The organism is Tenacibaculum lutimaris (genome assembly GCF_003610735.1).
GTDB classification, from domain to species: Bacteria; Bacteroidota; Bacteroidia; order Flavobacteriales; family Flavobacteriaceae; genus Polaribacter; species Polaribacter lutimaris.
On the sequence record NZ_RAQM01000009.1, the window covers coordinates 355,532 to 370,718 of the forward strand.

General features: G+C 30.5%; 13 protein-coding genes and 1 tRNA gene. 11 read left to right on the top strand and 3 right to left on the bottom strand.

Annotated features, from left to right (window positions below):
• Positions 1–85: 85 nt before the first annotated feature.
• The 10 genes from C8N26_RS09945 to C8N26_RS09990 all read left to right on the top strand — a co-directional run bounded on the left by C8N26_RS09945 (position 86) and on the right by C8N26_RS09990 (position 12,771).
• A complete protein-coding gene (locus C8N26_RS09945) occupies positions 86–988 on the top strand; it encodes a DUF6607 family protein (RefSeq protein WP_120187152.1) in 903 nt (300 codons plus the stop codon).
• A 33-nt stretch (positions 989–1,021) separates the two neighbouring features.
• Positions 1,022–3,445 (top strand): TonB-dependent receptor, encoded by a 2,424-nt coding sequence (locus tag C8N26_RS09950; RefSeq protein WP_120187153.1) that lies wholly within the window; start codon positions 1,022–1,024, stop codon positions 3,443–3,445.
• A gap of 11 nt (positions 3,446–3,456) precedes the next feature.
• Entirely contained in the window at positions 3,457–4,950 is a 1,494-nt protein-coding gene (locus tag C8N26_RS09955; RefSeq protein WP_120187154.1) for an ankyrin repeat domain-containing protein, read from the top strand.
• Between the two features lie 81 nt (positions 4,951–5,031).
• A complete protein-coding gene (locus C8N26_RS09960) occupies positions 5,032–5,505 on the top strand; it encodes a DUF2271 domain-containing protein (RefSeq protein ID WP_211327801.1) in 474 nt (157 codons plus the stop codon).
• 24 nt (positions 5,506–5,529) lie between these two features.
• Positions 5,530–7,707 carry a PepSY domain-containing protein gene (locus tag C8N26_RS09965; protein ID WP_120187155.1) on the top strand — a complete coding sequence of 726 codons (2,178 nt, stop codon included), beginning with the start codon at positions 5,530–5,532 and terminating at the stop codon, positions 7,705–7,707.
• A gap of 162 nt (positions 7,708–7,869) precedes the next feature.
• Complete coding sequence (locus tag C8N26_RS09970) at positions 7,870–8,085, top strand: hypothetical protein (protein ID WP_028890892.1); 216 nt, start codon at positions 7,870–7,872, stop codon at positions 8,083–8,085.
• Positions 8,086–8,113: 28 nt separating this feature from the next.
• Positions 8,114–9,208 (top strand): hypothetical protein, encoded by a 1,095-nt coding sequence (locus C8N26_RS09975; RefSeq protein ID WP_120187156.1) that lies wholly within the window; start codon positions 8,114–8,116, stop codon positions 9,206–9,208.
• A 166-nt stretch (positions 9,209–9,374) separates the two neighbouring features.
• Positions 9,375–11,366 carry a sensor histidine kinase gene (locus tag C8N26_RS09980; RefSeq protein ID WP_170141645.1) on the top strand — a complete coding sequence of 664 codons (1,992 nt, stop codon included), beginning with the start codon at positions 9,375–9,377 and terminating at the stop codon, positions 11,364–11,366.
• A gap of 2 nt (positions 11,367–11,368) precedes the next feature.
• Positions 11,369–12,118, top strand: coding sequence for a LytR/AlgR family response regulator transcription factor (locus tag C8N26_RS09985; protein WP_028890889.1), 750 nt, complete (start codon positions 11,369–11,371; stop codon positions 12,116–12,118).
• Positions 12,119–12,213: 95 nt separating this feature from the next.
• A complete protein-coding gene (locus tag C8N26_RS09990; RefSeq protein ID WP_028890888.1) occupies positions 12,214–12,771 on the top strand; it encodes a YqgE/AlgH family protein in 558 nt (185 codons plus the stop codon).
• Here C8N26_RS09990 and C8N26_RS09995 read toward each other — a convergent pair.
• Both C8N26_RS09995 and C8N26_RS10000 read right to left on the bottom strand, forming a co-directional pair.
• Positions 12,768–13,598 (bottom strand): aminotransferase class IV, encoded by an 831-nt coding sequence (locus C8N26_RS09995; protein WP_120187158.1) that lies wholly within the window; start codon positions 13,596–13,598, stop codon positions 12,768–12,770. The genes C8N26_RS09990 and C8N26_RS09995 overlap by 4 nt on opposite strands.
• A gap of 107 nt (positions 13,599–13,705) precedes the next feature.
• The gene (locus tag C8N26_RS10000) at positions 13,706–14,089 is read right to left on the bottom strand and encodes an START-like domain-containing protein (RefSeq protein ID WP_028890886.1); all 384 of its coding nucleotides are present in this window, start codon (positions 14,087–14,089) and stop codon (positions 13,706–13,708) included.
• A 104-nt stretch (positions 14,090–14,193) separates the two neighbouring features.
• Here C8N26_RS10000 and C8N26_RS10005 point away from each other — a divergent pair.
• Positions 14,194–14,267 (top strand) — tRNA-Met (locus C8N26_RS10005).
• Between the two features lie 34 nt (positions 14,268–14,301).
• Here C8N26_RS10005 and C8N26_RS10010 read toward each other — a convergent pair.
• Positions 14,302–15,183: an MBL fold metallo-hydrolase gene (locus tag C8N26_RS10010; protein ID WP_120187159.1), complete on the bottom strand. Its 882-nt coding sequence runs from the start codon at positions 15,181–15,183 to the stop codon at positions 14,302–14,304.
• Positions 15,184–15,187: the final 4 nt, after the last annotated feature.

The window sequence follows — 15,187 nt, forward strand, 5'->3', positions numbered from 1 at the left end:
TTTTCTGCAAATATATCTTTTATTTTTAATCAGTCTAAATAAAATTTATATTTTTGTCGAAAAATAAATTCAAACAAAACTCACAATGAAAAAAATATTATTGAGTAGTATTATATTACTATTTACACTTACCGTTAACGCTCAAAGTAAAAAGAAAAAAGATAGACAAGCCATAAAAGATATGTGTGGTTGCTATGAAGTAACTTTCAATTTTGCTGAAACTTTTAACAACAGTAAAGACTCGCTTTATAAACCTTCTAAGACAAAAACTGACAAAGGTTTAGAATGGGCAGAATTAATAGTTGATGAGAATAATAAAATCTCTATTCAACACTTATTACAAGTTGGAAACCCTACTAATCCACATATAGTTAAGCATTGGAGGCAAGATTGGCTATACGAAAACACTGACTTTTATATGTATAATGGCGATAATAATTGGTTGTTTCAAACGAAGCCAAAATCAGAAGTTAAGAAACAATGGACTCAAAAAGTATATCAAGTAGATGATAGCCCACGATACGAAGGTTCTGGAACTTGGGTACATGTAGACGGAAAAAGCTACTGGGAAAATACTACAGATGCCCCTTTACCAAGAAGAGAATACACCAAAAGAAGCGATTATAATATTACAGAAAGAGGAAATCGCCATGAAATTACAAGTTACGGTTGGTTACACGATCAAGATAATAGAAAAATTATAAGAAGAACCGGTAAAGAAGATATTGTTGTTGCTCATGAAAAAGGTTATAACACCTACGTTAAAGTACCAGATAGTAGATGTAAAGCTGCACAAAACTGGTGGAAAAAAAATCAGAACAAATGGCAATTAATAAGAAATAAATGGGATGAAGTTTATGGTAGAAATACCAATCTTTCTCTAGAAAATAAAGTAGATAACAAACCTCTTTATAAACATTTATTTTCAGAAGAGACTTCACAAGAAAATGAAATTGATAAAACCATTGAATCTTTCATAAAAAAATAAGCTAAAATCAAAAACCTCTCAAATAAAAAAGAAATGAGAATTATAGTATCTCTACTACTTATATGTAGTTGTATTCAATCAATCTATAGTCAAGCAACCATAAAAGGAGTTGTAAAATCAGAAAACAACGAAGCAATTCCGTATGCAAGTGTTTTTATCAAAGGAACCAATATTGGTACAGAAACTAACAATGAAGGAAACTTCATCTTAAAAGATATCCCTTATTCAACCTACAAAATTGTAGCTAGTGCAGTAGGTTTCTCTCAAACTTCTCAAAAAATTACTACTGCTGAAGGTAATATAAATAATATTGTTTTCATCTTAAAATCTGACACACAACTAGAAGAAATTGAACTTTTTGGAGCAAGAAATAAAAGAGCAGAAAAGTTAGAAACACTTACTCGTTTACCTTTAGCTCCAAATGAGCAATTACAAAGTATTTCTGTTTTATCAGACAAACTAATCAATCAACAAAACGCGTTAAACTTAAGTGATGTTACCAAAAACGTTGCTGGTGTTTATACTTTTGCCACTTATGGCAACACCAAAGAAAGTATGTCTTTAAGAGGGTTTAGAGGAATTCCTCTCTTAAAAAACGGAGTTCGTATTAACTCAGATTTTAGAGGAACTGGAGTTATCACCGATATGGCAGGTGTTGATAACATTCAAGTATTAAAAGGAGTTTCTGCAATCAGTCAAGGTTTGGGTGGTGATTTAGGTTCTGTTGGTGGGCTTATTAATATTGTTACTAAAACACCAAAATTTTACAGTGGTGGTGAAGTAAGTTTAAGAGCTGGTAGTTTTGGTAAATTACGTCCTACTTTTGATGTATACGGACCTCTAGACAAAAACGAAACCGTAGCTTTTAGAATCGCTGGCTCATATGATAGAGCGGATAGTTACAGAGCTATTGTTAACTCTGAACGCATGTATATTAACCCTTCATTAGCATGGAAACCTAATGAAAAAACTACTTTAATAGTAGAAATGGATTATATGGATGATAGTCGTACTCCAGATCCTGGAACTATCAACTTAGGAACCTATGATGTAAACAACATTTTATTACTTTCAAACAACAAATTTTTAGGATTTGATTCTGACAGGAGTTCAACCTTAAATACAACCTATGCAATTCGTTTTGATAGAGAAATTAGTGATAAACTTACTGTAAAAGCTGGTTTATTCTCATCTGATTTAGAAACTTATAATGAGTCTGTTTCTTTAACTCAAGGAGGTGGAAGATCTAATTTACCTCTTTTAGAAGCCACAGAACGTTACCGCCAATATAGAGCTGGAGGAAGAAAAGATAACAATAGCGTATTACAATTAGACCTTGTTGGTAAAGATGTAGAAACTGGTTTTCTTAAACACACTTTCCAAATTGGTGTAGATTATAGAACATCTGAATTTAGTAATGATTCTTATACTACTACCTATGATAACGGAAATTATATTGATATTATTGACGTTAGAGAAACTATTAACAACAAACTTTCTTCTAATGTTGGTGTTGCTTTAAATACTAATGGAGCTAGTGGTTCAAAAACGAAATCATACGGATTTACAATTCAAGATAAAATTACCATTAACAACTGGGCAGATGTATTTTTAGGTTTACGATATACTACACTTGAAAGAACCAAAGGTAACTTTTTAGGAAGTAGTTTAACCGGTGCTAAAAGAGATGATGCTTTTAACCCGTTAGTTGGATTTAATATAAAACCTACAGAAAACATTATTGTTTTTGGTTCGTATGCTAGTAACTCAAACCCTAGAAGTTCTTTTTATACAGACATCAACGGAAATGAGTTAGGTACTGAACGTTGGGATCAAATTGAAACAGGAATTAAATCTTCTTGGTTAAACAATGCTTTACGTTTCAATATTACCTCTTTTTATACCAGTAGTAAAAACTTAAACTTAGAAGCTATAGATGAAAACGGTAACTCTCTCGGTTACTACATGAAAGGTGGTGAAGATGTTAGAAATGGTGTTGAAATTGAATTAATCGGCCGTGTATTACCTAATTTAGAAGTGATTGGAGGATATTCTTATTTAGATGCCAGATATAAAGACCACGTATCTTATTACTATAACTCACGCCCTATGAACACTCCTAAACACACCGCTAATTTCTGGGCTCGTTATGCATTTACAAATTCATTAGATGGATTATCAATTGGTGCGGGAGCTTACTATTTAGGAGAACGCCCTCATAATGTCTGGTCCAGAAATTATACACATACTGGTGTAGTTCCTGGTGTAAAACCTTTTGATTTGAAAGCCTATACTACAGTAAACCTACAAGCATCTTATAAACTCAATGAACAAGTAAGCATTGATGTTTTTGGTAACAATATTTTTAATGAAATAGGATACAATGCATACCGTACTAGCTACATAAACAGAATAGAACCTGCTAGTTTTGGTTCAACCTTACGATATAGATTCTAAAAAATTAAAACATGAAAAAATTACAAATCATTTTTATACTAACACTACTTGTTAGTACAATACAAGCACAAACTAAAAATGTGTTTTTTGAAAGATCTTTTTGGCAAAACAACCCTACCATTGAACTTGTTGAGCAAAAAATAAAAGAAGGCAACAATGCCACAGCATTAAATCCGAATGGATTTGATGCTGTTACGCAAGCCATTTTGGGTGGAGCTCCTAATACGGTTATTAAACATCTATTAACCAAAAAAGGGAATGATGTTAACAAAATAACACACGATAAAAGAACTTATATTTTCTGGGCTGCTTACAAAAACAATGTTGAAATAATGAAACATTTAATAGCCAATAATGCTCGTATGGATTTAAAAGATTCTCATCAATTATCTCCATTAACTTTTGCAGCAAATGCAGGGCAAACCAATAAAGAAATTTATGAGTTATGCATTCAAAATGGAATTGACATCAAAACAGATGTTGACGAACATGGAGCAAATGCTTTGCTATTAGTTTTACCTAGTTTGAAAAACCTATCTTTTGTAGAGTACCTTTCTTCCAAAGGATTAAACCTACAAAGTATTGACAGCGATGGAAATGGGGCTTTTAATTACGCAGCTAAAAAAGGTAATAAAACCATATTAGAACTACTTATTAAGAAAGGCATACCTTATAAAAACTTAAATAAAAAAGGAGGAAATGCTATGTTACTAGCTACTCAAGGTTCTAGAGCAGGATATAATTCACTAGAGTTTTTCAAGTATTTGGAAAGTTTAGGTATCAATCCAAATATTACTGATACTAGCGGAAAAACACCGCTTCATAATTTAGCACGTGGAAACAAAGATGTAAATACGTTTAACTATTTCCTTAATAAAAGCGTAAATGCTAATCAAGTTGATGATAACGGAAATACTCCTTTAATTATCGCAGCTAGCAGAAACTCTTTAGAGATTATTCAATTACTATCAGAAAAAACAAAAAACATGAACCACACTAATAAAAAAGGACATTCAGCACTTACGTATGCTGTTGAAAACAACTCATTTGAAGTGGTTGATTATTTACTAAAGAATAAAGCTGATACTCAAGTAAAAGATGATAAAGGAAACTCTCTAGCTTACTATTTGGTAAAAAATTACCATCCAAAAAAAGTGAATGATTTTACTCAAAAGATGAATCTTTTAATTAATAACGGACTAAATTTAACACAACTTCAAGCTAACAAAAACACATTGTTTCATATCGCTATTGAAAAAAACAGTATAGACTTGTTGCAAAAAATCAATACTTTAAAAATTGATGTAAACTCTAAAAACAGTAATGGATTAACCCCATTACACTTAGCTGTTATGCAAGCTAACAATACTGATGTTATCAATTACTTGTTAAGTATTGGCGCGGATAAATCAATTACTACCGACTTTGATGAAACAGTATATGATTTAGCCAAAGAAAATGAAGTATTAAAAAAGCAACATATCAATATTAACTTTTTAAAATAAGTTCGTTTACCAGGTTGAGTAGTTTAATTGAAACATATTAGATTCACTCAACCTGTATACAATATTAAAACCCAAATTAAAATGAGAAAAATAATTCCAATACTGTTAATTGCAATTTTATCTATGGCTTTTACCACTAGTTATAACACTAGTTATAAATGTATGATTCAACTGAAAAATTATACAGGTGAAGGTGCTTACATCACTATTTCTTTACTAAACCCTCAGGACGAATATGAAGAAACATTATACGTAATAGGTGATGATGAAGAGTGGTATTCTGATATTACAGAATGGTGGAAATTCCAAGGAAAAGTTCGTTCTGATATCGATGCTATAACTGGTGCTACAGTTAGCGGTGGTGGTAGAACTATTAGCATACTAAACATTGATAACAATAAGATTGATAAAGGTTACAAAATCAGATTTGAATCGGCTGTAGAAGATCAAGAATACTACAAAGACGATGTAGAGTTTGAATTAACTACTGAAAATCTTAAAAACAAATTTGAAGGTAAAGGTTTTATTCGCTACATACGCTTAATGCCTCAATAGTTTATAAATAAACATCTAACAAAAATGACCACCTCAATTTGGAGATATAGCCACCTAACCTTGGCTATATCTTCTTCTCTTTTCATATTCGTTGCTGCCATTACAGGTATTATTTTAGCTTTTGAACCTATTTCAAAGCAGCTATCAGAATACAGTATTTCTAACACCAAAGAAATAACACTTGCGCAAACTATTTCTGAACTACAAAAACAGTACGATGAAGTAATTTCTATTACTGTTGATGAAAATGATTTTGTAACAACCTCTGTTATTACAAAAGAAGGAAAAAGCGCTACTTTTTATGTAAATCCGTTTACAGGAAAAAAACTAGGAGAACTAGAAAAAAAACATCCTGTTTTTCAATTTGCTACGAGTTTACACAGGTCATTATTTTTAAAATCAACAGGAAGATTTATCGTAGGTTTTGTTTCTTTTTTACTGAGTTTAATCGCAATTACGGGACTTATATTGATTGCCAAACGACAAGGTGGAATTAAACAACTATTTTCTAAAGTTATAAAAGAAAATTTTGAACAGTATTATCATATTATTATTGGTCGTTACACGCTTGTTTCAATAATTATCATCACGCTAACAGGAGTGTATTTATCACTAGATAGGTTTTCAGTTTTACCCAAAGAAAAAATTAATCACTCTTATAATTTTTCTTCAGCTTCTTCTAACAAAAAAATAGCAGTTGCTGATTTCCCTACATTTAAAAACACCTCTTTAAATGAGGTAAAAAGTGTAGAGTTCCCTTTTTCTGAAGACGAAGAAGATTACTTTTTTGTGAAACTAAATAATAGTGAAGTACTAATTCACCAATATACAGGGAACATAATCAGTAAAGAAAATCTTTCGCTAACCAGCATACTTTTAAACTGGAGCTTGTTATTACACACAGGAAATGGAACAGTCATTTGGTCAATAGTATTGTTACTTTCTTCAATATCTATCCTATTCTTTATCTATTCAGGATTTGCAATGACCTTAAAAAGAACACAGAAAAGCTCACTTCCTAAAAATAAAATCAGTAAAAATGATGCAGAAATTATCATTTTAGTAGGTTCAGAAACAAACAACACCTACCCTTTTGCTTCTTCTTTATTCAATGCTTTAATTAAAAACGGAAAAACTGTTTTCATTGACATCTTAAACAATTACACTTCTTATAAAAGTGCAAAACATCTAATAATATTAACTTCTACTTACGGAGAAGGTGAAGCTCCTTCTAACGCTTCTAAATTCTTACAGTTAGTTCAACAAATAACTATTCTAAACCCAATAAACTACTCAATAGTTGGTTTTGGCTCAAGAGCATATCCTCATTTTTGTCAATTTGCTATTGATATAGATAACAAACTACAACACCTCTGTGAATTCAATACGGTTTTACCTATTTATAAAATTAATAATCAATCGTTTCAAGATTTTAAAACTTGGGGGCATCAATGGAGTCAAGAAACAGGAATTGATTTAGAGTTAATTCAAATAGTTAAAAAACTTAAGAAACAACAAACATTCACAACGGTTTCTAAAACCGATTTAAACAACGACGATTCTTTTTTAATTCGCTTACAGCCTACAAAAAAACTTCGCTTTAATTCAGGAGATTTAATCGCTATTACACCCAAAAAAGACAATATTGAACGTTTATATTCTGTCGGAAAAATAGATAACGACATTTTATTAAGTATAAAAAAACATGAACTCGGTATATGTTCTAATCTACTTTATCAATTAGAAGAAAACGAACCTATTCAAGCAAACATCAAACAGAATAAAGACTTTTATTTTCCAAAAAAGAGCAAAGAAGTAATCTTAATAGCTAACGGAACTGGAATTGGTCCCTTTTTGGGAATGCTTCAACAAAAAAATGGAACAAAAACACATTTGTTTTGGGGTGGTAGAACACAGGAATCTTTTAAAATTTATACTCCTTTACTAAACAATATAGAAAACAACAACATTCATATTGCATATTCTCAAGAGCAGGATAAAGAATATGTTCAAGACTTATTGGTAAAAGAAGAGAATACAATTGCTTCGGTTTTGCAAAACGGTGGAACAATAATGATTTGTGGTTCTATCAAAATGCTTAAAGGTGTCGAAAATGCATTAGAACAAATCGTATTAAACAAACTAAACACTTCTTTAAATTACTTTAAAAAAAACAATCAAATTAAAACAGATTGTTATTAAATAAATGTTGGTAGTTAGCTTTAATATTTAAGGCAATTATTCCTTTTTAATGTTAGCTACCGACAAAAAACTACGAATTCTAATTTATCTACTACGAATTCTAATTTACTCCCAATTCACCTATCCTTCTGTGGTAATTTTGATCATATAAAAACAACAATTATGTGGTCTAACAACAATTATTCATCAGTATTAAAAATGTATTTGGAAAAATACACAAGTTTAAAATTACAAATCGGTAATAACGGATTAATAGCTTCTGTTGAGAAGCAAGAAAACGGTCAATGGATTAGCGATAGAAACCTACCTAATATCTTAAATAAGTTGTCAACCGATTTTAATTTAGGTAAAGATGTAACCATCATCTTACAACAATAAAACTATAATAACCTTAAAACAAAAAACTATGAAACAAAACATTTTAAAAGTAGGAACGGTAATGGGATTACTACTACTTATCGGAGTATTTACAAGCTGCAACGACACAAAAAAAGAAAACAAAAACCAAGAACTGGGAAATATTGCTAAACTAGATGAAGTTATTGAGAAATCTGTTGTAGAATACCGAAACCCTGTAGTTTTTATTACAGGAAACGATAAAGGTAACAGCCATTTTTACGACAGTGCTCGCGTATACTTTGAAGAGAAAAACTATGATGTTATTAATGGAAAATACTCTATTGAAGAAATCATTACTTGGATGAATAGTAATGCTAGTGAAAATCCTTACGGAGAAATTCATATTGTAAACAATAACAATCCGTTTAAAGCAATGAACTTAGAAACAGTTGTAAATGGCGGAAAAGTAACTACTGAAGCTTTACAAAAAGCAATTGATCAAGGTAGGTTACCTTTGTTGAAAAGCAATGTTATTACTAATGATACAAAAATCATCTTTCATACAAATGAGTTAGCGTCAAACAGTGATTTAGTTAACACGCTTAAAAGCGCTTTTATTACTGAAGATAAAATACCTCAGGTAGTTGCATCACCTTATTACAATGTTTTTGGCGGAGAGTTTTCTAACCATTATTTAGCACAACCATATTATGTATTTTACCCAACAGCAAATTCTCCTGGAAAAGTAGATTTATCTAAAGAAATTGCTAAAAAATATCCAGAAGAAAAAGATATTGCTTGGTACGATGCTTTAAATAATGAAAGAGAACGCTACGTAGGAGAACCATATACAGTTCAATATAGTATACCTGTAAATTTAGAATTGGATTATCACAATTCTGACAATGAAATTCCACACTTTGTAATGCAAGAAGAAATTATGGATTTTATTGCTGGGGAAGAAAATTTGATGAAAGAAGTACAAAAAACAAACATTCCTGTAGAAAAGTTTAGATGGACTTATATTGTAAAAAACAATCAACTAATAATTACAGGAAAAGCATCTGCTCTGTGTGTTTTGAAACCTTTAGTAAAACCTTACGGCGAATTAGAACACGTAAAACCAGACCCTAACAACAAGCGTTTATATGCTATGAAATAATAACTTATAATTGTTGAACAAACGTCATCACGAATAAAGCAATTCCCTCCTGCTCTTCGTAATGACGTTTAATTTAAGTATGTTTGTTATAATGAAGTTTTTAAACCTTAACTCTACTAAAGTTTTATTTAAAAATAGTTTTGCGTCAAGAATCCCAAACCTCTTGATGCAAAATTTCGTTTACACACTTTTGTATTTCTTTTTTTATGGATTGATGAGTGCTTCTGCTCAAAATCAACCTTTAAAAACTTATAATAAAAATGACGGACTTCCAAGTTTACACATTAACGACGGAGTTCAAGATCGTACGGGTTATTTATGGTTAGCTTCTGATAAAGGTTTAATTCAATATAATGGCAACTCATTTGTAAACTATACAACAAAAAACGGATTAATATCCAACAACATAAACGTTGTCAAAACCAAAAACAATGCTCTTTTAATTGGAACTGATAAAGGTTTCAGCATTAAAAGTCATAACGTGTTCAATAATTTTGAAGGAAACAGTGTTAATTGTATTTTAACTGTCAACAATCATACTTTTTTAGGAACAGATAAAGGAATCGTTAGAGTTCGTGAAGATTACCTTTCTCCGCTACGCACTAATTTTCAAATAGATTTAAATAAAGTAAATGACATTCAGTATGATGGTAAATTCTATTGGGTGGCAACCAACAAATCTCTATGGAGGCTTGATAAGCTTATTAACCCTAAAACTCTAGACAGAATTGATGTAAACAACTACACTTCTATCTTTATTGATGATAAAACCATTGTTGCTAGCACCTATAATAACGGTCTTAAGTTCATAACAGGTAAGGAAATAGAAACACAAACTATTACTTCACAAAATATTAAGGGAATTAAAAAAATTAACAATCAGTTTTGGGTAATTTCAGAAGATAATGGTATTGAAGTACTAGATGCTAATTTCAATTTTAAAAGAACCATTAATAAGTACAACACGCTTACTACTAATAAAATTTCTACTGCTTTTCAAGATTCTGGCAAAAACACTTGGATTGCTACACAAGACAAAGGAGTCTACTTTTTTAAAAACGACAACCCAACTCAGAAAAAACCTACCATATCTTTTGAAAATATTGAAGTAGTTTTCAAATCCATCGACAGTATCAATATAAATGATTACGAAAAAACTTTACAACTTCCTGCCGATAAAAATCATATTTCGTTTTATTACAAAACAGTAGATATTGGTAATTCTAACAACTTAGAATATCGCTATACCTTAAATGATCAAGTAAGTCCTTGGAGTAAAAAAAGTTCTATCGATTTGGCATATTTATCTCCAGGAAACTATTCATTTTCAGCTCAATCAAGAATTGGCAAAATAGAAAGCACACCTATTGAATTTAACTTTTTTATTGATACTCCTATTTATCAAAAAAAATGGTTCATTTGGTCTGTTATTGGTTTAGTAATTTTATTATTAGGAAGTATTATTTGGTTATACATTCGTAGAATTCAAGCTAAAAACAAAGAAAAACTAACTAAACTACAATTAGAAAATCATTTGTTATCGCTAGAGCAAAAAGCACTACAATTACAAATGAATCCGCATTTTATTTTTAATGTTTTAAACGGAATTAAAGCCTTAGGTAATTCAGGAAAATCAGTTGAATTAAATACTACAATTAGTAGGTTTGCGACCCTTTTACGTGGCGTTTTACACAATTCAAGACAAGAAGAAATATGTTTAGCAGAAGAAATTACCACGTTAAAAAACTATATTGAATTAGAGCAGCAAATGAATCCGAAGTCTTTCGAATATTCAATAATAACAAACCTTACTATTGATCCTGAAGAAATCCTAATTCCTCCTATGCTTATTCAACCTTTTGTTGAAAATAGTATTAAACATGGAATATCTTCCGTAGAGAACGGGAAAGTAGATATTCATTTTTTTGTGAAAAACGATTTTTTACATTGCGAAATAACAGATAACGGTATTGGAATTCATCAATCAAAAAAATTAAAAACCACAAGTACACATCAATCAGTTGCTTTAAAAGTTACCCAAGAACGTATTAAAAGCTTATCAAAAAAAAGTACTTTTCAAATTGATGAAATAATCGAAAATGAACAAATTAAAGGCACAAAAGTTGCTTTTAAAATCCCTTTAAAAACTGATTTTTAACAATGACAAAACTTACTGCAATTTTAGTAGACGATATGCCTACAGCTTTAGATATGCTGCAAAATGATTTAACACAATTTCACCCAGAAATTGATATCATTGGTACCGCTAGAAGTGTAGTAGAAGCATCTAAAATATTACGAAAACAACAACCAGACATTTTGTTTTTAGATATTATGCTAGGTGACGGTACAGGATTTGATGTGCTTGAAATTCATCCTAACCTTTCTTCAAAAATTATTTTTGTTACTGCGAGTGATGAGTATGCTATTAAAGCCTTTAAATTTGCTGCGATTGATTATGTACTAAAACCTTATTCTAACGAAGATTTAACAAATGCTATTAATAAGGCTAAAGATCAAATTAAACCCGACAAAGAACAGCTAACTGTACTGCAACAATCCATCACAAAACCGAATCAACGCCCTAAAAAAATCTCATTAAACACATCTGATAAAATTATGGTGGTAAATTTAGACGATATTATTCGTTGTCAGTCCGATAATAATTATACGGAGTTTTTCATGAATGATGGACAAAAAATATTGGTTGGTAAAACACTTAAACACTTTGCCGACATGTTAAAAGAATTTGATTTTTTAAGAGTTCACCAAAGTCATCTTATTAATATTCAATTCATTAAAGAGTTCATAAAATCAGATGGCGGGTATTTAGTTTTAAAAAACAAAACAACTATTCCTGTTTCAGTAAGAAAAAAGAATGAAGTTATACAGGCGTTAGAAAAAATGTAACCACCGTTTTTTTCCTGATTTTCCTACTATTTTTAACACTTATGTTAAATTTTTATTAAAAATTTATTTAACTTAGTGCTTATAAATTAAAAATTATGGTTGCACTTAAACCAGAAAAAGGTAGGTTACTAATTGCAGATCCAGCAATATTAAATGATAGCTCTTTTAAGAGAACTATCATTTTACTTACTGAGCACACTAAAAAAAGTTCGGTAGGTTTTATTTTAAATAGACCTTTAGATTACGTTCTTAGTGATTTAGTTCCAGAAATTGATTGTGATTTTACTGTTTATCAAGGCGGACCTGTAGAGCAAGACAACCTATACTTTATACATAAGGTTCCTCATTTACTTCCGAATAGCATTGAAGTTGCTAAAGGAATTTATTGGGGCGGAAATTTTGAACTTTTAAAAGAGTTACTTAACAAAAAACAGCTAGAAGCTACAGATATTCGTTTCTTTTTGGGGTACTCTGGATGGAGCAGTAATCAATTAGACGAAGAGCTTGTAATGAATTCTTGGTTTATTACTGAAAACGATTACGATAATATTTTAACCACCAATGATCAAAGCTTTTGGAAAGACAAATTATTACAACGCGGTGGTAAATATAAAATTTGGGCAAATGCTCCTAGCGATATACAAATGAACTAACTTGTAACGATTGCTAATTGTAAGCTGCTCTTTATTTTATTGGTTATTTCTGTAGAGAATTCTTTTTTTCGGTAATTAGTAACCGGTTGTATTCCTATGATTGCATTTGTAATAAAAACTTCGTCAGCCTTTTGAATTTTGAAAGGAGAAATAGCCGTTTCTTCAATTGTATAATCAGGGTGTTTTTCAACAATATCAATTACTTTTTTTCTAACAATTCCTTTAATGCAACCTTCTGTTAAAGCTGGTGTTTTCACAACATTTCCTTTTACTATAAAAATGTTTCCATTAATAGCTTCTACAACTCCTTTTCTTTCATTTAACAAAATACAATTATCCAAATCATTTTCTTCAGCAAAAACAGCCGCTAATGTATTTAACATTCTATTCGTTGTTTTTACCGTAGACAGCAATCCTGAATAATTATAAAAGTCTTTAAAAACATCAATTTTGTATACTTCTTTATCTGTATATTCTAACGGACTACCCTCAATAATATAATCTATATCGTTTGTTACAGGTGTATACAAACCTCCATCTTTTCTATAAATGGTTAATCGAATTCTATACATTGAAGATTCTGGTAATTCTTTTACCACTTTGATGATTTCTTCTTGCAAAAACTCAAGTGTAAACTCCATCGGAATCTTCATACGAAGCATACGCATCGAAGCCATTAACCTAAAATAATGATCTTCTAAAAAAACAACTTTTCCGTTTACTACCTTAATAGTTTCAAAAATAGCATCTCCGTATTTAAACGCTCTATTTTGGGTTGAAAGTTGTACTTCGTTCTCTGCAATTAAAGCTCCGTTAAAATTTACCATTTCTTAAAAAAAATTAAAATGCAAACTTACAATTTAGGGAAGTATTAGCCACAAAAAAACTCGACAATTTGCCGAGTTAACCTTTTTAAAAAGGAATCTTACTAATATTAAGCCCCTATATTGTGTTTTAATTCTTCTATTTGATTTTCCCAAAGCATTTTTGCTTCTTCAACATCGTCTTCATCATCAGCAAAATCAGTAACAATTACCGCCACATCTTTTGTTAATGGATCTACTTGTATTTTAAACTCAAAATAGCTTTCATCATCTTCACTTTCTGTCCACTTAAATTTTATACGTTCATCTGTTTTTTTTGTGATAATTTTAGCTTCTTCTTCAGAACCATCCCAAAAAAAAGTAATGATTTTACCTCTTGAATTTACTTTATCTGCAAACCACTCTTCTAACCCTGCAGGTGTTGCAAAATATTGATATAACATACTTGGCGAAGCATGTATAGGAAACTCTAACTCAAATTTTACTTTGCTCATCTATTTTTTTGTTTGATCGCCAATATAGATAATTATTTTTTAAAAAAAAATTTAATGTTTTATTGCCCAAACCTAAAAAGTAATTATATTTGCACCCGCAATCAGGCGAGGTAGCTCAGTTGGTTAGAGCGCAGGATTCATAACCCTGAGGTCACGGGTTCAAATCCCGTCTTCGCTACAAAACCCAAATCATTCGATTTGGGTTTTTATTTTTACTTAATTTTCAAACTTTTATAGATTGCTTCTTTAATTTTATCTTCCGTTATCCAGCCATTATAACCTTTATACTTTTCAGTTATTTTAGCATTATTCTTTACATCTTTTAAACTCGCTCCTTTTTCAATTTCTTTAAATATTTGCGTTTTTAAATCTTCCAACATTTCTAAATACTCTTTTAATTCTTCCTTTGTAGTCACTTTTCCATGACCAGGAATTATTTTAGTAGTAGTATCAGTAATTCTCATTATCGTTTTTATTCCTTTAATATACCCATCAATACTTCCTCCTGAATCTATATCTATATACGGAAACTTCCCTTGAAAATAAGCATCACCTACATGCAACACATTGCTATTAACAAAATATACTAAAACATCTCCATCTGTATGTGCATTGTGAACGTGAGTAATCAAAATAGGCTCTTTATTCATGTAAAACTGCATATCTTCTGAAAAAGTAATAACAGGCAATGCTTCTTCTGGAGAAGCTAGTCTTTTCTCTCCCCTAACAATTTGATCTACACTCATACGTTTTCGTACATTTTCATGAGAAACAATAATAGCTCCTTCTTTTTGAAAATTGGCATTTCCTCCTGTATGATCTCCATGCCAATGTGTATTTATTAAATAAGTTACTGGCTTATCCGTTATCGTTTTTATAGCTGCTTGTATTTTCTTACTTAAAGGTGCGAATTGATCATCAATCATAAAAACACAATCATCTCCAATAAAGAGACCTATATTACCTCCTTGACCTTTTAAAACATAAACACGGTCTGTGAGCTTTTCTACAGTTATTTTCACTTCTTTTTCTTGTGACGTCAAGTTCAATGAACTAAAAAAGAAGATTATAAATATTAATTGTAATGCTTTCATATTC

Excerpts from the sequence above, each read along its gene's own strand:
- C8N26_RS09960 (WP_211327801.1), top strand. The coding sequence starts at position 5,032 with ATGAGAAAAATAATTCCAATACTGTTAATTGCAATTTTATCTATGGCT.
- C8N26_RS09945 (WP_120187152.1), top strand. The coding sequence starts at position 86 with ATGAAAAAAATATTATTGAGTAGTATTATATTACTATTTACACTTACC.
- C8N26_RS09985 (WP_028890889.1), top strand. The coding sequence starts at position 11,369 with ATGACAAAACTTACTGCAATTTTAGTAGACGATATGCCTACAGCTTTA.
- C8N26_RS09975 (WP_120187156.1), top strand. The coding sequence starts at position 8,114 with ATGAAACAAAACATTTTAAAAGTAGGAACGGTAATGGGATTACTACTA.
- C8N26_RS09995 (WP_120187158.1), bottom strand. The coding sequence starts at position 13,598 with ATGGTAAATTTTAACGGAGCTTTAATTGCAGAGAACGAAGTACAACTT.
- C8N26_RS09970 (WP_028890892.1), top strand. The coding sequence starts at position 7,870 with ATGTGGTCTAACAACAATTATTCATCAGTATTAAAAATGTATTTGGAA.
- C8N26_RS09950 (WP_120187153.1), top strand. The coding sequence starts at position 1,022 with ATGAGAATTATAGTATCTCTACTACTTATATGTAGTTGTATTCAATCA.
- C8N26_RS09965 (WP_120187155.1), top strand. The coding sequence starts at position 5,530 with ATGACCACCTCAATTTGGAGATATAGCCACCTAACCTTGGCTATATCT.
- C8N26_RS09955 (WP_120187154.1), top strand. The coding sequence starts at position 3,457 with ATGAAAAAATTACAAATCATTTTTATACTAACACTACTTGTTAGTACA.
- C8N26_RS10000 (WP_028890886.1), bottom strand. The coding sequence starts at position 14,089 with ATGAGCAAAGTAAAATTTGAGTTAGAGTTTCCTATACATGCTTCGCCA.
- C8N26_RS09980 (WP_170141645.1), top strand. The coding sequence starts at position 9,375 with ATGCAAAATTTCGTTTACACACTTTTGTATTTCTTTTTTTATGGATTG.
- C8N26_RS09990 (WP_028890888.1), top strand. The coding sequence starts at position 12,214 with ATGGTTGCACTTAAACCAGAAAAAGGTAGGTTACTAATTGCAGATCCA.
- C8N26_RS10010 (WP_120187159.1), bottom strand. The coding sequence starts at position 15,183 with ATGAAAGCATTACAATTAATATTTATAATCTTCTTTTTTAGTTCATTG.